The 19,259-nt window shown below is 64.9% G+C and carries 15 protein-coding genes; 9 read left to right on the top strand and 6 right to left on the bottom strand.

From position 1 onward, the window contains the following. The first annotated feature begins 64 nt into the window (after positions 1-64). Positions 65-1,192, top strand: a complete 1,128-nt coding sequence (locus BTO02_RS31155; RefSeq protein ID WP_083615472.1) for a patatin-like phospholipase family protein — start codon at positions 65-67, stop codon at positions 1,190-1,192. 375 nt (positions 1,193-1,567) lie between these two features. Continuing rightward, positions 1,568-2,587, top strand: a complete 1,020-nt coding sequence (locus BTO02_RS31150) for a DUF6543 domain-containing protein (RefSeq protein WP_075160836.1) — start codon at positions 1,568-1,570, stop codon at positions 2,585-2,587. Between the two features lie 66 nt (positions 2,588-2,653). Here the strand turns inward: BTO02_RS31150 and BTO02_RS31145 are convergent, their stop codons facing one another. Then, positions 2,654-3,076, bottom strand: coding sequence for a response regulator (locus tag BTO02_RS31145; protein ID WP_232243597.1), 423 nt, complete (start codon positions 3,074-3,076; stop codon positions 2,654-2,656). A 472-nt stretch (positions 3,077-3,548) separates the two neighbouring features. On the opposite strand from BTO02_RS31145, the gene glgX reads away from it, so the two are divergent. After that, on the top strand, positions 3,549-5,816 hold the full coding sequence (gene glgX / locus BTO02_RS31140) for a glycogen debranching protein GlgX (RefSeq protein ID WP_075160835.1): 2,268 nt from the start codon (positions 3,549-3,551) through the stop codon (positions 5,814-5,816). A gap of 99 nt (positions 5,817-5,915) precedes the next feature. Here glgX and glgA read toward each other — a convergent pair whose 3' ends face one another. From glgA to BTO02_RS31125, 3 genes are all read right to left on the bottom strand, one after another. Next, positions 5,916-7,583, bottom strand: a complete 1,668-nt coding sequence (gene glgA / locus BTO02_RS31135; RefSeq protein ID WP_075161564.1) for a glycogen synthase GlgA — start codon at positions 7,581-7,583, stop codon at positions 5,916-5,918. Positions 7,584-7,796: 213 nt separating this feature from the next. Further along, positions 7,797-8,387 carry a BPSL1445 family SYLF domain-containing lipoprotein gene (locus BTO02_RS31130; RefSeq protein ID WP_075160834.1) on the bottom strand — a complete coding sequence of 197 codons (591 nt, stop codon included), beginning with the start codon at positions 8,385-8,387 and terminating at the stop codon, positions 7,797-7,799. Positions 8,388-8,531: 144 nt separating this feature from the next. Continuing rightward, entirely contained in the window at positions 8,532-9,005 is a 474-nt protein-coding gene (locus BTO02_RS31125) for a response regulator (protein ID WP_075160833.1), read from the bottom strand. Between the two features lie 275 nt (positions 9,006-9,280). On the opposite strand from BTO02_RS31125, the gene BTO02_RS34575 reads away from it, so the two are divergent. After that, positions 9,281-9,628: a hypothetical protein gene (locus tag BTO02_RS34575; protein ID WP_156884035.1), complete on the top strand. Its 348-nt coding sequence runs from the start codon at positions 9,281-9,283 to the stop codon at positions 9,626-9,628. Between the two features lie 111 nt (positions 9,629-9,739). After that, positions 9,740-11,887 (top strand): phosphocholine-specific phospholipase C, encoded by a 2,148-nt coding sequence (locus BTO02_RS31115; RefSeq protein WP_075160831.1) that lies wholly within the window; start codon positions 9,740-9,742, stop codon positions 11,885-11,887. 326 nt (positions 11,888-12,213) lie between these two features. Here BTO02_RS31115 and BTO02_RS31110 read toward each other — a convergent pair whose 3' ends face one another. After that, positions 12,214-14,157: an AI-2E family transporter gene (locus BTO02_RS31110; RefSeq protein WP_075161563.1), complete on the bottom strand. Its 1,944-nt coding sequence runs from the start codon at positions 14,155-14,157 to the stop codon at positions 12,214-12,216. A gap of 382 nt (positions 14,158-14,539) precedes the next feature. Between BTO02_RS31110 and BTO02_RS31105 the strand changes: the two genes are divergently transcribed. After that, positions 14,540-15,037 carry an ABC transporter C-terminal domain-containing protein gene (locus tag BTO02_RS31105; protein ID WP_156884034.1) on the top strand — a complete coding sequence of 166 codons (498 nt, stop codon included), beginning with the start codon at positions 14,540-14,542 and terminating at the stop codon, positions 15,035-15,037. Between the two features lie 73 nt (positions 15,038-15,110). Here the strand turns inward: BTO02_RS31105 and BTO02_RS31100 are convergent, their stop codons facing one another. After that, a complete protein-coding gene (locus tag BTO02_RS31100; RefSeq protein ID WP_075161562.1) occupies positions 15,111-16,508 on the bottom strand; it encodes a dihydrolipoyl dehydrogenase in 1,398 nt (465 codons plus the stop codon). 180 nt (positions 16,509-16,688) lie between these two features. Between BTO02_RS31100 and BTO02_RS34010 the strand changes: the two genes are divergently transcribed. The 3 genes from BTO02_RS34010 to grxC all read left to right on the top strand — a co-directional run bounded on the left by BTO02_RS34010 (position 16,689) and on the right by grxC (position 19,111). Beyond that, a complete protein-coding gene (locus tag BTO02_RS34010; RefSeq protein WP_083615471.1) occupies positions 16,689-17,879 on the top strand; it encodes an AraC family transcriptional regulator in 1,191 nt (396 codons plus the stop codon). A 347-nt stretch (positions 17,880-18,226) separates the two neighbouring features. Beyond that, positions 18,227-18,751, top strand: coding sequence for a carboxymuconolactone decarboxylase family protein (locus BTO02_RS31085; RefSeq protein ID WP_075160829.1), 525 nt, complete (start codon positions 18,227-18,229; stop codon positions 18,749-18,751). A 99-nt stretch (positions 18,752-18,850) separates the two neighbouring features. Next, positions 18,851-19,111 (top strand): glutaredoxin 3, encoded by a 261-nt coding sequence (gene grxC, locus BTO02_RS31080; RefSeq protein ID WP_075161561.1) that lies wholly within the window; start codon positions 18,851-18,853, stop codon positions 19,109-19,111. Positions 19,112-19,259: the final 148 nt, after the last annotated feature.

Below are 19,259 nucleotides of genomic sequence, written 5' to 3'. Positions count from 1 at the left end.
CGCCGGCGCCCGCGCGTAGCGCGAACCCGCCGGGCACGCAGGCACCGACGCGCGGCGCGCCGATATTCCGGGCCAGGTGGTGCTCGTGCTGCAAGGCGGTGGCGCGCTCGGCGCGTATCAGGCCGGCGTGTTCCATGCGTTGCATGACGCAGGCATCGAGCCCGACTGGGTGATCGGCACGTCGATCGGCGCGATCAATGGCGCCATCATTGCCGGCAATCCAGCCGGCGAACGTCTCGAGCGGTTGCACGAATTCTGGCGACGCGTCACCTGGCAGGGTGGCTGCGGCGGAGCCACCGGCACGAACGGATGGCTACCCGGCTTGTACGGCCTGCCGGGCAGTGTGGCCGAGTGGCTACGCGATCTGTCGATCGTCACGCACGGCATTCCATTGTTCTTCACGCCGCGCGCCGATGCATGGTTCGGCCTCTACGGCGCGGTCGGCCCCGAGCGCGCCGCGTTCTATCAAACCGAGCCGTTGCGCGACACGCTGACCTCGCTCGTCGATTTCGATTTCCTCAACGCGCGGCGCATGCGTTTGACCGTCGGCACGGTCGGCGTCGCCAGCGGCCATATGCATTACTTCACGAACCGCGACATGCCGCTCGCCGTCGATCATGTGATGGCATCGGCCGCGTTTCCGCCGGGCTTTCCGTCGGTGCGTATCGGCGGCGAAGCATATTGGGACGGCGGCATTTACTCGAACACGCCGCTCGAAGCGGTGCTCGACGATCGCCCGCGCCGCGACTCGGTCATCTTCACCGTGCAGTTGTGGCCCGTGCATGGTCCCGAGCCGGCATCGATACGCGAAGCGATGACGAGGCAGCGCGACATCCAGTATTCGAGCCGTGCGGAAAGCCATCTCGAGCGCCAGAAGCAGATTCACAACCTGCGCCATGTGATTCGCGAACTGGGCCGGCACATGACCGAAGAACAGCGCGAGAGCGACGCGATCGGACAGCTGCTCGACTGGGGCTGCGGCACGACGATGCAGGTGATCGAACTCGATGCGCCGCGCTCGTGCGGCCACGACCTGCATAAGGACATCGACTTCTCTGCAAGCGGCATCGAGCGGCGCTGGAAGGCCGGCTACGACGATACGCGCAGCATGATCGAACGCGCGCCGTGGCGCACGCCGCTCGATCCGATGGAAGGGATCGCGATTCATCGTTCCGACCCGGCGGCGGTCTGATTGTTACGCCTGTCGCGCTGACGCGGCGACAACGTCGCCGCGGACGTAGGTATGGCGGTATCGCAGCAGGGCGAGGCGGTTTTCGTAGCATGACGGTTTCGATGCATGCACCTGCAACCGACGAGGAAAACCGGTATGCCACGAATCGGAGAAAGCACGTCTCGCGCGCCGGATGTTCATGTCGAGCCGACATCGCGAGAGCACGTTCAGGCGCCTCATGAAGAGCAACCGGCGTCGGCGTCGGCGCCGACGCCGACGCCGGTGCGAGAAGCCCCTTCATGGACCGTATCGTCGCCGGCGGGCACGTCCGGCGGCCGCGTTTTTTTCCGAAGTGGACGCCCGACGGCCTGGCACGAGTCATATGCACTGCCCCGGTTGCCGGACGCGTATGCTTCGACGTCCGAGCCGGGCGTATTCAAGGATCTGCATAGCGGCCAGACATTTATCTTTCACGACAAGCGTTCGTATGCGGTCGCGCAAGACGCGGATACGCGTGACTGGCGGTTGACGACACCTGGCAATCCTCGTGCGCGCGGCAGTGCCCTGCAACGCAATGCACTAGGCGCGTGGATGCTGCAGACGGATTCGACGCGTCCTCGCAGCGCAGGCCGGGCGGCGGCGAGCGTGGGTTCTCGCGCAACCGCCGTCGAAGATGTCGCGCCTCCTCGATGGCGCCGGCTTGCGGGCACCGGCAGTACCGCGTCGCCGGCGCCAACGGTCCGACCGCCCGCGTCGGCGCCGTCGCGCCCGCGGCAAGCGCTGCCGGAGCCGACGCTGTCGGACAGGATCGCGAACCATCTGTTGCGAAATCCCGGTGCTCGCCATGACGATCTGCCGAGCCGATACGGTGCAACCGCAGAGCAGGTCGAAAAAATCGCGTCGGACGTGCAATCGGCAGTACGTGGCTGGCACGATCTGCAGAACACAGGACTGCAGGTCAGGCTCTCGGTGATCGTGCGGCCGTTCACGAACGGCGAAAAAGCATATCTGCGGAAGTGGGGCGGCAGGTTACCAGTCGACACGTTCGCCGCCATCATGCACAAGCCGAAGGACATGATCGAAAACTACCTTCACAGAACGAACTGCCGGACCTCGTCCTCGTTGCCGGAGCCAAGCCGCGCAGCGCTGCTGGATCTCGCTCATGTGGGATGGCGCAACCTGATCCGTCGCGAGCTCGCGAGCGGGACACGTCCGTCGGGCGTGTTTTTCACCCCTGAGGCGGAGGCGTTTGCCGCGCGGTGGAGCGGCGCGTTGTCGGTCCACAGCATCGGCCTGTTGATGTCGCTTCCGAAAGAAACGATCGCAGCGCATATGCGGGCGTTTGACGGCGCAGTGCCCGCGCAGCATGCCGCTGCGTCTGCACAACCGGGTCCTTCGGGTTACCAGCCGCGCTGATGGAGATGACGAAGCGGCAAGTTAAAGGAAATAGGCGCCGACGAAATAAGCTCGCGCGTTGCCTGCCTACCGGCGCACGGATGCGCGCTGCCGCCGCGCGTCCAGCGCCGAGCGCAGGAGCCCCTCGACGTTCGCAAGCAACGTCTCGCGCGCGACCGGCTTGTGCAGCTTGCATTCGCACAGCACGCCATCGGGGATATCCGGCGACGCGCTCCATAAAATGATCGGCACGTCGTCGAGCGACGAATCCGCCTTTAGCGCGATGCACACTTCGACGCCGTTCATTCCCGGCATCATCAGGTCGGTAATGACGAGCGCCGGATGCAGACGATGCGCGAGTTCCACGCCTTCGCGCGACTCGCGCGTCGTGACGACATGAAATCCTTCGAGTTCGAGCAGCAGCGCCCACGCGACGAGCAATTCCTGTTCGTCGTCGATGAGCAGAATAGTGGGCAGGCGGGTGTCCGAAAGTGCAGTGGCATCCATCATCGGTCTACTATCGGTGCATCGAACGATGCGCGGTCCAGGCGGCTTGACTATTTTCTTACGCATGCATGAGCCGTGCCATCGAGGCGCTCGATCTGCATCGCATCGCGCACCGCGCGGGCCGCGGCTTTCCGGCTCCCACGCTGCGGCGCGCCGTACGGCGTTCGCGTGACGTGGGCGTGACCCGGGCGTGACAGGCTGCCAGTTGTTGCATCTGCTGAATACACCGTGCGCGGGCGCGGGAACGCTTACGGCGAACGCGCAGAATCTATCTTTGTTTGTAAGTCCGGGTAAGCCTTGTGACGAGTCGCATTGCGGCGATTCGCGCGGCTTCCGGCGACGGCGCCGACGCACGATGACCGCTTCGGGCACATGCCTTGCTGATTCGACGCGCCTCCCGCGCCGTACGCTCCTGTCCGCCGTTGCAGGCACTGTTGCGCGTTCATCAATCGCTTCTCGTCAATGAAGGCTTTCCATGCCATACGACCGACGCATTTCCGAAGGCCTGCCATTTCCGCTCGGCGCTACATGGGACGGAAAGGGCGTGAATTTCGCGCTTTTTTCTGCGCATGCGACGAAGGTCGAACTGTGTCTGTTCGACGCGAAAGGCAAGCGCGAAGTCGAACGTATCGAACTACCCGAATACACCGACGAAGTGTGGCATGTGCATGTCGCGGGTTTGCCGGCGGGCACCGTGTACGGCTATCGCGTGCATGGACCGTTCGAACCCGAGGCGGGGCATCGCTTCAATCCGCACAAGCTGCTGCTCGACCCGTATGCGAAAGCGCACGTCGGCGCGCTCAAATGGCACCCGTCGCTGTTCGGCTATACGTTGAACGCGCCCGGCGACGAGCCCGATCTGACTTTCGACAAGCGCGATAGCGCGGCCTATATGCCGAAGTGTCAGGTCGTCGATCAGACTTTCAACTGGACGCATCCGACGCGCATTCGCGTGCCGTGGGACCGCACGATCGTCTATGAGACGCATGTGCGCGGTTACACGAAGCGGCATCCGGCGGTGCCCGCGAAGTTGCGCGGCACGTTCGACGGTCTCGCGCAGAAAGCCGTGATCGATCATATCCGGCGGCTCGGCGTCACGACCGTCGAACTGATGCCGATCCACGCGTTCGTCAACGACAGTTACCTGCTCGACAAAGGCCTCACGAACTACTGGGGCTACAACACGATTGGCTTTTTCGCGGCCGATCCGCGCTACTTCGCGCGCGGCCCGGGCATGGTCGCCGAATTCAAGGAAATGGTGGACCGCCTGCACGACGCGGGTCTCGAGGTGATACTCGACGTGGTTTATAACCATACGGCCGAAGGCAACGAGCGCGGACCGACGCTGTCATTTCGCGGCATCGACAACGCCTCGTACTACCGGCTGATGCCCGAACAGAACCGCTATTACATCAACGACACCGGCACCGGCAACACGCTGAACCTGTCGCATCCGCGCGTGCTGCAGATGGTGACCGACAGTTTGCGCTACTGGGTCACCGAGATGAACGTCGATGGCTTCCGCTTCGATCTCGCGACGATTCTCGGCCGCGAGCCGTACGGCTTCGACGAAGGCGGCGGCTTTCTCGACAGTTGCCGGCAAGACCCGGTGCTCGCGAGCGTCAAGCTCATTGCCGAACCGTGGGATTGCGGGCCCGGCGGCTATCAGGTCGGCGGCTTCCCGCCGGGGTGGGCCGAATGGAACGACCGATTCCGCGATACGGCGCGCTCGTTCTGGAAGGGCGACGAAAACTGCGCGGCCGACCTCGCGACGCGCCTGACCGCATCGGGCGATTTCTTCAACCGCCGCGGCAGACGCCCGTGGTCGAGCGTGAATTTCGTGACCGCGCACGATGGTTTCACGCTGCACGATCTCGTGTCGTACAACGAGCGTCACAACGACGCCAACGGCGAGAACAACAACGACGGCCACAGCGATAACCGTTCGTGGAACTGCGGCGCCGAAGGACCGACCGACGACATCGACATCGTCGAATTGCGCGAGCGTCAGAAGCGCAACATGCTTGCGACGCTGCTGTTCTCGCAAGGCACGCCGATGCTACTGGCCGGCGACGAATTCGGCCGCACCCAGCAGGGCAATAACAACGCATATTGCCAGGACAACGAAATCAGCTGGGTCGACTGGGAAGGCATCGACGAGCGCGGCCGTGCGCTGATCGGCTTCGTGCGCAAGCTCACGGCGTTGCGTCATGCGTTGCCGGTCTTGCGGCGCGGCCGCTTCCTGACCGGCGAGACGCGCGTGCTCAAGCTGCCGGGCCGGATGGAAGCCCGCATGGAAGGCCAAAGCGAAGCGGAAAGCGAGGGCGCAAGCAAGGCCGAAAGCGAAGCCGATCTCGAAGTGAAGGACGTGAAGTGGCTAAGCCCCGCCGGCGTCGAGCTGACGGACGAGCAATGGGGCGATCCGGCAATGCGCTGCTTCGGCCTCGTGATCGACGGGCGCGCGCAGGCAAGCGGTATTCGACGGCCCGCATCGGACGCGACGCTGCTCGTCATCGTCAACGCGTATCACGATGTGGTGGACTTCACGCTGCCCGAGGTGCCCGGCAGCGATCAATGGAGCTGTCTGATCGATACGAACGCGCCCGAACGCGACGAGTTGCCGGAATTCGGTTCGGGCGACGTGTATCAGGTGACGGGTCGCTCGCTGCTGCTGTTCGCGTTGCATGCGCAGGGGGAGACGCAGCATGTGTTCGACCGGCTCGAGGAGCGGCTCACGCAGTAGCGAGTAGAGTGGGGGTGTGCGGGCAATCTCGTTGCCCGCACATCGATCATGTAGCCGCGTAATCCGGTTACCGGTTACGCGGCTGCATCTTTCTGGACGTCACGCGCGTCGCGCAACATCCTCGTGCACGCCCTGCGCGGAAGCATTGCCGTTCCACTTGCCGTTCTGCGCAGCACCCGCGGCACGCCGTGCCGGCCGCCGCTGTGCGACCACGTCGACATCGCGCGCGCCATTCGCGCTGGCCGCCGCCGCTTGCACGGCTTCGGACAGACCGCGCCTCGCGGGCCGCGCATCGGTGAGCTCCGCATACAGTTGCAGATAGCGTGCAGCCGGCTTCGCCCAGCCGAAATCGCCGCGCATCGCATTACGCTGCAACGCATGCCATGACGACGGCCGCATAAACGCTTCGAGTGCGCGCTCGAGCGCCGCCACCACGTCGCCCACGGTTTCACCGTCGAACAGGAAGCCGGTCGCGCCGTCTTCGGGCAAGCCGAGTTCGGGCGAACGCGCCGGTTCGTAATCGACGATCGTGTCGGCAAGGCCGCCGACTCGCGATGCAATCGGAATCGTGCCGTAACGCATCGCATACATCTGCGTGAGACCGCACGGCTCGAAGCGGCTGCCGTGCAGCAGCATGTCCGCGCCCGCATGCAGCTTGTGCGCGGTCGCCTCGTCGTAGCCGATCTGCACGGCGACGCGCTGCGGCCACAGCGCGGCCAGTGCGCGCATCGCCTGTTCGAGATGCGCGTCGCCTTTACCGAGAATCGCCACCTGCAGCCGCGGGTGCCGCGCAAGCGCCATCGGCAAGGCGGCAGCAACCACGTCTGCGAGCTTCTGCGAGGTCAGACGGCTGCCGATTGCGACCAGCGGCGCGAACGGATCGACGGTCAGCCCGAAGCGTTGCTGCAGATCGCGCTTGCAGGCCTGCTTGCCGCGCACGTCGGCGGCGCAGTAGTGACGCGCGATATGTGCGTCCGTCGCCGGATCCCAGACGTTTTCGTCGATGCCGTTCGTGATGCCGGAAAGCTTGTGCGCGCTCGCTTGCAGCACGCCTTCCATCCGGTGTCCGAAGTGCGGCGTGAGGATTTCGCGCGCATAGGTGTCGCTGACCGTCGTCACGCGATCGGCGTGCACGATGCCGGCCTTCATCGGGCTCAACGTGTCGTAGAACTCGATGCTGCGCTCATCCGAAAGGGCCGGCGCGAGCAGCGCGTCGGGCACGCCGAGCCAGCTGCCGAGCGCGAGCGGGCAGTTGCCCTGGAACGCGAGATTGTGAATCGTAAACACGCTCTTCGCGGGCACGCCCGCGAGCTTCATCAGCAAGGGCGTGAGCGCTGCATGCCAATCGTGCGCATGCACGATATCGGGGCGCCGCACGCCCCGTACGCCGCGCGCAATGCGTGCAGCCGCAGCGGCAAGCGAGGCGAAACGCACGGTATTGTCGAGGTAATCGCGACCGCGCTGATCGACATAAAGCTGCTCGCGGTCGAACAGATGATCCATCTGCAATAGCAGTACCGGCACGCCTGTGTCGGGCATCTGCGCGCGCAACAGGCGCGCGTCGCCGCCGGGCAGTCCGCTGATCCGCGTAATCGGCGTGACGCCCACCGCCTGTGCGAGTGCGCCCGGATAGGCGGGCAGCAGGATCGACACGTCGACGCCCGCGTCGCGCAATGCGGCCGCATAGGCGCTCACCATATCGCCGAGCCCGCCGGATTTGGCGAGCGGCATCGCCTCCGAAGCAACGAGAAGAACATTCAGCGTCAAGATCGACTCCGCGCGAAAAAAACAGAAGGGGACGGTACAGGAGTAAAGCGTGTTGCGCTGCGGTACAACGCAAAGGCTATGCCATGAAAAAAACGGCCGCTTCGCGCCGCGCGACGCGTGCACGGCCGGTCACAATGTAATTTCGGCTTCCCGCCGCGGCGGCTTTTACACAGACAAATACGCCGCGGCGTGAGCATGGTGTGAACGCGCCGGTCAGATATCCAGTTTCGACACCTTGGTGCCTTCGAGCGATACACCGGCCATCAGGCCCGCGTTGGTCAGCACGAACGCCTGCACCGGGGCGGTCGCCGTCGATGAGTCGATGTTGCCGTTCGCGCCGACCTTGACCACCGCGACCGTCGCATCGCCACCCACGGCCCAGCCGTCGCGGTTGCGGAAGTCGGCGAGCGCCTGTTCGGTCATGAAGCAGAAGATGATCGCCTTCGACTGGGCGCCGGCCTGCAGACCGAACGAGCCGGCCGCCGTGCTGTAGTAGCCCTGGGTCCGGCCGCCGACGCGCAGCGCGCCCTGGCCGTACTGGCCGCCGACCACGAAGCCGGCCTGCACGACCTGCGGAAACACCAGCACGCCGCGCGCTTTCGAAACCAGTTCGCGCGAGCCGTTGACAGTCGTGTAGAGCCGCGACAGCGTCGCGTCGACGTCGTGATTGATGGCAGCACGCTTATCCGAGTTGCCGGCCGTGCTGTTCGCCGAGCTTTGTCCCGTCGTCGTGCAGCCAGCCAACACGAGGCCGCCGGCCGCAAGCATCGTACCGCTGGTCAAAATGAACTTTCTTCTTTGCATCGTTGTTCTCCTGTAAGCGTGATTGAGTAGATGCGCATTGAGTGCAGCGGACCCTACAGCACGGCCTGTGCCTGACCGGCGGGTCGACCGGCGAGTCGACCGTCATCGCATCTGTTCTGTCCACGCTCGACGCTTGCGTCGCGCTCATGCCCGTGTGCCTCCGTTCCTCATGTCCGGCGTCATCGCCACAGCCCTCTTCAATAATGCAAGCAGCCGCTGCGGCGTCAGCGGCTTCGCGCAATGGGCGTCGAAGCCGGCTTCCCGCGCGCGCTCTCGGTCGCGTCCCGATGCATAGCCCGTGCACGCGACGAGCAGCATGTGCGACGTCGACGGCGTCGCACGCAACCGCCGGGCGAGCTCGAGGCCGTCGAGTTCCGGCATGGCGATATCGAGCACCACCGCAAACGGCTGCCACGCCTCGGCGATCGCACAGACGTCATGCGCCTCGTGCATCGCACGGCATTCGAAGCCGTTCGCGCTGAGCAGCAGTTGCAAGGCGTCGGCGGCATCCGCGTAGTCGTCGACGACGAGTACGCGGCGATGGTCGGCCAGCGCCCGGCCAATCGGCCGCCACTGCAATTCGTCTTCGCTGTCCTGCAGGTTAGTGCCTGTGCGCATCCATGTCTCCCCAGTCTTATGTGCCGCTAGCGGATATGCACGGTCGCAAGCCCCGGACCCGAAGCTGGTCGTATTAATGTTTTATTTCTTTTTCGTTTATTTATCCTGGCATTGAAGTGATGCATTCCAGGTAAGTGGAAATATCCGTAAATGGAGATGAAACCATTTCACAAATTCTTCTTAATTAAACGTGACACTCTCCTCGCGAAAACAATCCGGCATTAAATCGAAAGCCGTGCTGAACGTCCGGTTAACTAAAGAATGGGATGAGGATCATGGACGGAGACTTTTTCTCGAGACTGGCGGCGTCATGTGCCGCTCTGATCAGCGTCTTCATGCTCGTTGCATGCGGCCCCGGGCCGGCGGACGCGAGCCATGCCACGAGCAGCCTGTCTGCTTCGAATGATTCGGCCAATTCCATGCAGAACGGCACGTCGCGCTATCAGAGCGCCGCGCTGCAGTTAGCTGCGGGTGCATCGGTGCCGCTCTCGCAACTGCAGGCGCCGCCGTTGACCAATGCCGGAACCGGCAGCGCAGTGGCCAGCGCGCAGGCGAGCGTCGCCGCCGATGCGATACAGGTCGCGCCCGTGATGCGCTACGCGCCCGGCGATAGCGCCAACTGATCAGCAGCACTTCGCGCCGCGCGTCGCTTGGCGCGGGTTCCTCGCTTCGTCGAAGCGCTGCGACGCATAGCCGCCAGATTCCCCCCGCAACAAAGAGAAGGTGACCAGACCATGACTTCAAATAGCCGCCGCCGTTTTCTACAAACCGTTGCTTCATCCGCCGGGGCTGCCGCCGCGATGACCGCGCTGCCGGATTCGATCCGCAGAGCGCTCGCCGTGCCGGCCGCATCCCGCACGGGCACGATCCGCGATATCGAGCATATCGTCGTGTTCATGCAGGAGAACCGCTCCTTCGACCACTACTTCGGCCATATGCGTGGCGTGCGCGGTTATAACGACCGCTTCCCGATCCCGCTGCCGGGCGGCAACCCGGTGTGGTTCCAGCCGTCGAAGGAAGACGCGACGAAGCCCGTGCTGCCGTTCCACCTCGATACGCTGACGACGAGCGCGCAATGTATCGGCGACCTCGACCATAACTGGTATCCGACGCATGCCGCGATCAACAACGGCCGCTACGACCAGTGGCCCGCGAACAAGACGGACATGACGATGGGCTACCACCTGCGCACCGACATTCCGTTCCACTACGCACTGGCCGATGCATTTACGGTGTGCGATGCATACTACTGCTCGATGCCGGGGCCGACGCATCCGAACCGCATGTACCTGATGACGGGCATGGTCGATCCGACCGGCACGCAAGGCGGCCCGCTGCTCGACAACAACGACTTCGTGGACGGCGACGGACCGCCGAAGTACCAGTTGTTGTCGTGGACCACGTATCCGGAACGCCTCGAAAAAGCCGGCATCTCGTGGCAGGTCTACCAGCAGGGCACGAACGGCAACGATCCGCTGAACGGCAACTACGGCACGAACGTCCTGCAGAACTTCACGAACTTCATCAACGCGCAGCCGGGCTCGTCGCTGTACCAGCGCGCGCAGACGGCGCGCACGATCGACGATCTGAAGGCCGACGTGCTCGCGAACAAGCTGCCGCAGGTGTCGTGGCTGTGCCCGCCGGCGGCCTACTCGGAACACCCGAAGTACACGCCTGCCTATGGCGCCGAGTACACCTCGATGATTCTCGACGCGCTGACGTCGAACCCCGAGGTGTGGAGCAAGACCGTGCTCTTCATCATGTACGACGAGAACGACGGCTTCTTCGATCACGTGCCGCCGCCGCAAGTGCCGACGACGCGCGCACAGGGCCTGTCGACCGTGACGACCGAGGGCGAGATCCACAACGTGATCAACCCGGACGGCCGCGGCGGCACCTACACGGTCGACAATCTGCCGTACGGTCTCGGCACGCGCGTGCCGATGACGATCGTGTCGCCGTGGACGAAGGGCGGCTTCGTGTGCTCGGAAGTGTTCGACCACACGTCGGTGATCCGCTTCATCGAAGCGCGTTTCGGCGTGAAGGAGCCGAACATCACGAAATGGCGCCGCGCGGTGTGCGGCGACCTGACCTCGGCGTTCGATTTCCGCACGCCGGACGCGACGATGCCGGCGCTGCCCGACACGAGCAACTACAAGTCGATCGCCGACAACCAGTGTGCGACGCAGCCGAAGCCGGTCGTGCCCGCCGCGCCGGGTCCGATCGTGCCGCAGGAGCCGGGCATCCGCTTCGCCCGTGCGCTGCCGTACGAGCTGCACGTGAACGGCAAGGTCAACGAGAAGCGCAACGTGCTCGAACTCGTGATGGGCAACACCGGTTCGGTCGGCGCCCATTTCTACGTGTACTCGTCGCTGCGCACCGACGGCCCGTGGCGCTACACGGTCGAAAAGGACAAGTCGATCACCGAGACTTTCGACCTGTCGATCAACAACGGCGCCTATGCGTTCACCGTCTACGGCCCGAACGGCTTCGTGCGGCGCTTCAACGGCGACCTGAACGCGGAGATGATCGAGGCCGCCGCCGGCAAGGGCAAGAACAGGACGGCTTTGCCCGAGGTCAAGACGCACTACGACGTGGCGAACGGCAACGTCGTGCTGCGCTTCACGAACAAGGGCAACAGGAACGCGCGGCTGTCGGTGGCCGATAACGCCTACGGCGCGCTGTCGCGGCCCGTGATCGTGCCGCCGAACGAGACGGTCGAAGAAAAGTGGGTTCTCGCGTCGAGCCACCACTGGTACGACCTGACGGTGACCGACAACGACGACCCGGCGTTCCAGCGCCGCCTCGCGGGTCATATCGAGACCGGCAAGCCGAGCATTACGGACCCGGCCGCCGTCGCGCCCGTCATGACGGCTTCGTAACGACCGAAGACCTCGCAGCACTGCAGGCAGGCACGTCGCCCCGAAGCGGTCTCACGGCCGCTTCGGGGCGATTGTTTTCCGGCTTCGGGGGATTTTTCCTGAAATATAAACAGAAAATGGAAAGCAGATATTTATAAAGACTCGATGATTATTTGCTGACGATACGTAATCTATTCGCGGAATTTCCGGAAAGCGGAAGTAACCGGTTTAAATGAAATTGGCCTGAATTATTCCAATGCCGGTTATCGTCGCGCGCGCGATCATCAGAATCGCGGTTCAATTATTTCAATTCGCTTTCGAAATGACGTTGCATGGCGAGCGGGCGCTCAGCCGGTGTTTTCCACGAGCCGCGGCGGCAGCGGCGCGGCGTTGGTCGCCGCGTGCACGCACTGGTCGACGAGTTCGCCGAAGCCGTTCGCGTTGATCGTCCCGCTCAGCGACGTCGTCTCATCGTCGCGTTCGGACAGGCCGCCGACGCCAACCACGAGCGCTGCCGACGGCGCCCGTTCGCGAATGCGGCGCACGAGGTTGCGCAGGTACGGCGGCGCCTCCGATGCATCGAGCGTGACGACGCAGAGAATCGGCGCATTTTCGATGCTTGCCGAATCGATGCTGCCTTTGCGGAACTGCGCATAATGCGCGGCGAACACGGGCAGGCCGCGGCGGCAGAGCAGTTGCACGGCGATCGCGGTCGCCACTTCGTCGAAGGCGCCGCGGCCCGCTACGCATACGACGCGCATGCCGGGCAGCAGCTGCATGGGCGTATCGCTATCGGCTTCGGGGTCTTCGCCCGCACTTGCTTTGCTGCCATCGGCGCTGCCGTGCAGCGGCGACGACGGTGCGAGCGGCGGCGGGGCCAGCGGGTTTTCCGCCCCTTCGAGATTCTCGACGATATCGAGCAGCGTCTCGTTCATGCGGCTCAGCTGGTCCGGTGCGAATACGCCGCGCAGCGCGTCGTTGCGCGCAAGACGCAACCCTTCGCGCGCGACATCGTCGTAGTACTGGACGAGCGGCATCTCCTTGAGCAGCCGTTCCGCCTGCACGATCGCCTCGTGCGGATCGTCGGCGAGCAGGCGCTGATAGAAGTTCTGCGCGGGCGTGAGCGCCGGTTGATCGCCGAGCAGCACGGTCAGGAACCGCAATCGCTCCGCGTAGCGGCCGAGCGTGACGAGACACAGCGTAAGCGGCGTCGACAGCACAAGACCCACGGGTCCCCACAGCCAGCTCCAGAAGATCGCGGCGACCACCACGGCGAGCGGCGACAGCCCCGAACTGTGTCCATAGAGCAGCGGTTCGACCACTTGCCCCGCAACCACGTCGACGACCACGAACAGAACGATCGTCGCGACGGCCATCGACCATTGCGGCTGAATCGCGGCCGCGAGTATCGCCGCGAGCGCGGCGGCGATCCATGTGCCGATATACGGCACGAAGCGCAGCAACGCAGTCAATACGCCAAACAGCAGTGCACCCGGCACGCCGATGATCGCGAGGCCCACCGCGATCAGCGAACCGGCGCCGACATTGATGCCGAGCTGCGCGACGAAGTAGCGCGACAGCCGGGTCGCCGCATCGTTGATGGCGGTGGTCGTGCGGTGCAGATCGCGCGCGCCGAACAGGCGTATCAGGCGGTCTCGCAAGTCCTCGCGCTGCAACAGGATGAAGATCGTCACGACGAGCACGATGAACGTCGTTTCGATCGGGCCGACGACCGGCGAAAACACTTTCTGCGCGAGTTGCAGCGGCGAGGGCATCGGCTCGTGCACTTCGACGGGCAGCGGCGCGGCGGCCGACGGCTTCTGCGTGCGGCCCGCCTCGTGCGGCGGATTGGGCGCATGATCGGGCGTGACGCGCGCGAGCGTGCTGGCCGCGCGCGTGAGCAGCGCGTCGGCGCGGCCGATCGTTTTCTCCTGCACGGTCTCGATCTTCAGTTCGATTGCCGCCTGGTATTGCGGCAGCGAACTCGCGAGCTGCGCGATCTGCGCCGCGATCAGCGTGCCGACCGCAAGCAGCGAGACGAGCGCGACGAGTACCGCGACGAAGATCGACGGCAGCTGTCCGAAGCGCAGCCGCCTCAGCACGCTGACGAGCGGTGCGAGCAGGAAGCTCAGCAGCACCGCGAGCGTGATCGGAATCAGCACTTCACGGCCGAAATACAGGCCGCAGACCACCACGACGGCCGTGATCGTCGACGTGAGTCCGAGCAGGCCGGGAACGCCAGGCGGGTAGACGCGATTCGACGGTCGTGGTGGCGTCAGCGGCAGTTTCATCATGGATCGGCGTGGGGTATGGGAAGCGTGTTGTCCTTCGGCGTGTTGATCATCGGTGCAAAGGTGTGCGGTTTGCACCGATGCTTTCGCGGATGAGCTAGCCATTAAGCAAGACGTGCGCCTGGCGCGTATCGCGCGTTTGGAAACCGTGAGCCATTGAAGCGCGGGCCGCTCGCGTGCCGGCCGGTCGCGTGCGCGTGGCCGCCGCGATCTTCGGTGCAGAATTGCGAAGCAGATTCGGCAAATTTACCTGGACGTTGGCGCGCGGCGCGGCTCGCGCGCCCGGTGCGCTCCGGCTATGGTTTCGTCCGACTAAAGAAAGCGGCAGATCCTGCCGATATGTTGACATCCCCTTTCAAAACGGAGGTGATCGACAATGATCGTGCAAGGCATTTCTGGCGTCGCCGGCACGGCTGCGATCGGCTCGAATCCGAGCCCGGCGCAGGACACGTCCACCAATCAGGGGGCGGGAAATAACAGTACGAACGGCACGTCGGGTTCGGCGGGTTCGCAAGCGGCAACGTCGGGCACCGCGTCGGGGTCGTCCGCCTCGTCGGTCACGGCGAACAACGGCGGCCCCGCGGGTGCAGGCGGCACGCGCGGCGCGTCCGCTAGCGCGTCTGGCGCGGTCAATCCCGCGATCGAGCAACTCGAGGCGCTGATCGCGCGCCTCAAAGCGCAGCTTGCCGGCGTGCAGGCGCAGATCGCGGCGGCTGAGCGTTTGCGCAGTCCCGATGGCAGCCCGAATCCGGCCGTCGCCACGTTGCAGGGCGAGGCGACATCGATCCAAGGCGCGATCGGCGCCGCGACCGCGCAACTGGCGGAACTGCTGATGAAGCAAGGGCAAACCGCGGGCGGGTTGATCAATACACAGGCGTAGGCGGGAAACGTCACCGACGCGACCTAGACGCATGCGATTGCGCGAAAGTCGCGGCGACGTCCCGACGTCTGATTTATTGCTCGGACTTCAGCTGCGCGACCGCATGTCTGAGCGCCGTGCGCAACCCTTCTTCGACGACCGGATGGTAGAACGGCATCTCGAGCATCGCGTCGACCGTCAGGTTCATCTGCAGCGCCCATGACAGCAGATGCGCGATGTGCTCCGCATCGGGGCCGATCCACTCGGCGCCGGCAAAGCGTCGCGTCGCCTTGTCGACATAGACGTGCATGAGCCCGCGATTGCGCAGCATCACACGGCTGCGGCCCTGATCCTCGAAGCTCACTTCACCGGCCACGAAGCTGCCCGGCGCGAGATCCGCATACCGCGCGCCGACCATCGCGATGCCCGGGTCGGAGAACAGCACCGAGATCGGCGCGCGGCGCACGAGCGGCGCGACGTTCGGGTAATGCGCGGCATTCGTGCCGGCCGCGCGGCCCTCGTCGGCGGCTTCGTGCAGCAGCGGCAGCACGCCGTTCGCGTCGCCGGCGATAAACACCGCGTGCTTGCCCGCCTGCAAGGTCAGCGGGTCGTAGACCGGCATGCCGGTCTGATCGAGTTCGAGTGTCGTGTTGCCGAGCGCGAGTTTGTCGATGTTCGGCCGGCGGCCCGCGGTGACGAGCACATAGTCGAACGTATCGTCGACGAGCGCGCCCGCGCTCGTACGGTAGCGCAGATGCACGGTGTCGCCTTCGCGCGTTGCCGCTTCGATTTCGGCGCGCGGCTCGAATCGGAACGCGTCGCTGAACACGTTCTGCGCGTACTCGCGGATCGCCGGATCGGTCAGCGGACCGACACGGTCGCGCGCGCCGAGCATCGTCACGTCGACGCCGAGCCGCGCGAGCGCCTGACCCAGTTCGAGGCCGATCACGCCCGCGCCGACCACCGCGACCTTGCGCGGCAGATCGTCCCAGCTGAATACGTCGTCGTTGACGATCGCGCGATCGCCGAGTGCGCGGTACATCGGCGGCACGTATGGCGACGAGCCCGTCGCGATCACGACGCTGCGTGCGTGCACGCGGGTATGGTCGCCGACCTGCAGCAGATTGTCGTCGATGAAGGTCGCGTACCCGGTCAGGCGGTCTTCTGCGGGAATGCCTTCGACGCTTTCCACGACGAAGCCGACGAAACGGTCGCGCTCGCTTTTCACGCGTTGCATCACCTCGCGTCCGTCGATGCGGATCGTACCGTCCACATGCACGCCGAATGGCGCCGTGCTGGCCGCCGCGTGCGCGGCCTCGGCCGCCGCGATCAGCAGCTTCGACGGCATACAGCCGACCCGCGCACACGTGGTGCCGTGCGGGCCGCCTTCGATCAGCAGCGCAGACGCGCCCGCGGCCTTCGCGGCACGGTACGCCGGCAAACCGGCGCTGCCGGCGCCGATCACTGCGACATCGATATGAATCGTCTTCATCTGTTGCTCCAGTTCGTTTGAATGCACCGCGTGCGTGGCGGGAAAGCCTCTTGCCATGCGCCTCGCCTGGTCCAGTAAAATCAGGCGCGGGCCTTGCGTGCATTCGATGGAGTCAATGTACGTCGATCGTCGCCGCGTGCGAATTCGCTAACGGATCAACAAATTGCTCAAACGACTCAGATGGATCTGCTAAGCCGCTTTCTGTCGCTGACGCCGGTCAATGGACGCATCGACGAGCGCTGCCACTTCGGCTCGCCGTGGGTGGTCGAGGTCGGCGCGGCCGGCGTTCACGAGATTCCGTATCACGTGCTGCTGGCCGGCGAAGCGGTGCTCGAGGATGGCAACGGGCCGCCGCGCAGGCTGACGGCAGGCGACGTGATCCTGTTTCCGACCGGCACGCCGCACCGGATCCATGACGGCAGCGGCGTGCCGCCCGCACCGAAGGTCAAGCGGCGCAATATCACGCTGACGGTCGTCGAAAACGGCGGCACGGGGCCGGCCGCCGATCTGCTGTGCGGGCGCTTTCTGGTCGGCGCGATGCCGGAGCGGCTGTTGCGCGAACATTTGCCCGCGAGGCTCGTGGTAAGCACAGGACCGGTGACGGCGGCGCACCCGGAGTCGCACGGGCAACGCGCCGTGGCGTCTATCGGGGCGGCAAGCGCCACAGCGCGAACTGCGGCGCTGTCCGAAGTTGGATCCGGCATCGCGTCGGAGGCCGCCGATGCCGCGCGAGACGAAGCGGCCGGTGCGATTCGGATCGCGGACGTCGCCGGCGAAGGCGGCCATGCCGATGCCGCAGACGAAGTTGCGCGCGGCGCAACGGCTGCAAGCGAAGCGGCAGCGCGCAGCGCATCGCAACCGAGCGTGGCCGGCTCGCGCCTTGCGCGCATCGTCTCGTTGATGCGCGACGAGGCGCTTGACGAAAGTCCCGGCAGCGAATGCCTGATCAACTATCTGTCGGCTGCGCTGTTCGCCTTGACGCTGCGCTTTGCGAGCGAAGGCATCGATGCGCCGCGCGGGCTGCTCGCGCTGGCCGGCCAGCCGCGCCTGCAGCCGGCGATTTCAGCGATGTTCGAAGCGCCCGGCGAGCCGTGGACGCTCGATCAGTTCGCCGCGCTATGCCATATGTCGCGCGCCACGTTCGTGCGGCAGTTCCAGGACGCGATCGGCCGCTCGGCAACCGATATGCTGACCGAAGTGCGATTGACGCTCGCCGGCCGCGCGCTGCTCGAAACGACGACGTCGGTGGCCGAGATCGGCTCGACGGTCGGTTACCAGTCCGAAGCCGCGTTTCAGCGCGTGTTCAAGCGTCATATCGGCGTCACGCCCGCGCGCTGGCGCGCATCCGGCGGCAATATCGAGCCGAAGTAGCCTGGCGCGGTTCGTTGCCGTGCCGGGCGGGGTGCCCGATGCGCGTTTGTATGCGTAATCGTACGTTTTAACGGTTACGCCTTCGTCCGCCCCTTCTGCCTGATCTTTCTTCCGCTGCCGGATTGCTGCGGCCAGCCTTTTCCGTCGTTCTGCCCGCTATCGCGCTCGCCGCGCCGCATGCGGTCGAGCGGCCGTGAGTCGATCGGGCAATTTCTTGAGCCGGCGTGCCATTAACTTACATGCCGCGAATCCGTACAGTGCAATCAATCCGTTGGATGACGGACGAAACCGAAACGAAACCTCTCTGGTTGCATTTTCAACAATTGATTGTCACAAGGAGAACTACCATGGCACGCATTCAAACCCTGTCGATCGGCGAAGCCCCGGCATCCGCGCAAGCGTCGCTGCATGCAGTCGAAAAGGCGACGGGCTTCCTGCCGAATCTTTTCAAGGTCTTCGCCAATTCGCCGTCTTCGCTTGGTGTTTTCCTGCAAGGACAGCAACAGCTGTCGAAGGGCGAGCTCAGCGGCGCGGAACGCGAAATCATCGCGCTCGCGGTGTCGCAAGCGAACCGCTGTGAGTACTGTCTTGCCGCGCACACGGTGCTGGGCGGCCACGCGGGCCTGTCGGACGACGCGATTCGTGCCGCGCGTCGCGGCGAAGGCAGCGCGATCGCGACGTTCGCGAGCAAGGTGTCGAACCAGCGCGGCCGCGTCGGCGACGCCGATGTTGCCGCCGCACGCGACGCGGGCCTGACCGACAGCAAGATCGTCGAGATCATCGCCGTGGTTGCGCAGGTGACCTTCACGAACTACCTGAACAACGTGGCGAACACGGACGTGGACTTCCCGGCTGTCGAAGCCGAGGTCTGAGCGCCGTCCCGTCGTTCCGGCTACTGACGATCGCTTGCCGTGCGCGCGAGTTTTGCGCGCACGGCAGCGGTGCCGCAACTTCAATTCATGGAGATGACGATGCCTGAAATCACGCTCTATACGAAGCCGACGTGCCCGTACTGTCTTGCCGCGAAAGCGCTGCTGCGCGGCAAGGGTGCCGCGTTCCGCGAAATCGACATCGAGAACAACCGGGCGAAGACGCTCGAGATGATCGAGCGCAGCGGACGCCGCACGGTGCCGCAGATCTATGTAGGCGGGACGCACGTGGGCGGCTACGACGATCTGCGTGCGCTCGAGAACGAAGGCGGTCTCGACGCGCTGTTGACGGCGAGGGTTTGACGCAGTGCCGCCGTGCCGACGAGTTTCCCTGCGGGTGACGTGAGGCGCTGTCCACGCTTGCGGTTCGCGTGGCCGGCGCCTCGCATTCATGTTCGCGTCTGCGAATCTCTTCGCGCGTCCGCGCGCCGGCTTCAGCCTGTTTGAGCCT

This window comes from Paraburkholderia sp. SOS3, assembly GCF_001922345.1.
Lineage (GTDB): Bacteria > Pseudomonadota > Gammaproteobacteria > Burkholderiales > Burkholderiaceae > Paraburkholderia.
This window is presented reverse-complemented; position numbering and strand designations above follow the sequence as displayed.

Coding starts and splice junctions, on each gene's coding strand:
- BTO02_RS31145 (WP_232243597.1), bottom strand. CDS start 3,076: ATGATGGATGCCACTGCACTTTCGGACACCCGCCTGCCCACTATTCTG.
- glgX (WP_075160835.1), top strand. CDS start 3,549: ATGCCATACGACCGACGCATTTCCGAAGGCCTGCCATTTCCGCTCGGC.
- BTO02_RS31130 (WP_075160834.1), bottom strand. CDS start 8,387: ATGCAAAGAAGAAAGTTCATTTTGACCAGCGGTACGATGCTTGCGGCC.
- BTO02_RS31125 (WP_075160833.1), bottom strand. CDS start 9,005: ATGCGCACAGGCACTAACCTGCAGGACAGCGAAGACGAATTGCAGTGG.
- BTO02_RS34575 (WP_156884035.1), top strand. CDS start 9,281: ATGGACGGAGACTTTTTCTCGAGACTGGCGGCGTCATGTGCCGCTCTG.
- BTO02_RS31115 (WP_075160831.1), top strand. CDS start 9,740: ATGACTTCAAATAGCCGCCGCCGTTTTCTACAAACCGTTGCTTCATCC.
- BTO02_RS31110 (WP_075161563.1), bottom strand. CDS start 14,157: ATGAAACTGCCGCTGACGCCACCACGACCGTCGAATCGCGTCTACCCG.
- BTO02_RS31100 (WP_075161562.1), bottom strand. CDS start 16,508: ATGAAGACGATTCATATCGATGTCGCAGTGATCGGCGCCGGCAGCGCC.
- BTO02_RS34010 (WP_083615471.1), top strand. CDS start 16,689: ATGGATCTGCTAAGCCGCTTTCTGTCGCTGACGCCGGTCAATGGACGC.
- BTO02_RS31085 (WP_075160829.1), top strand. CDS start 18,227: ATGGCACGCATTCAAACCCTGTCGATCGGCGAAGCCCCGGCATCCGCG.
- grxC (WP_075161561.1), top strand. CDS start 18,851: ATGCCTGAAATCACGCTCTATACGAAGCCGACGTGCCCGTACTGTCTT.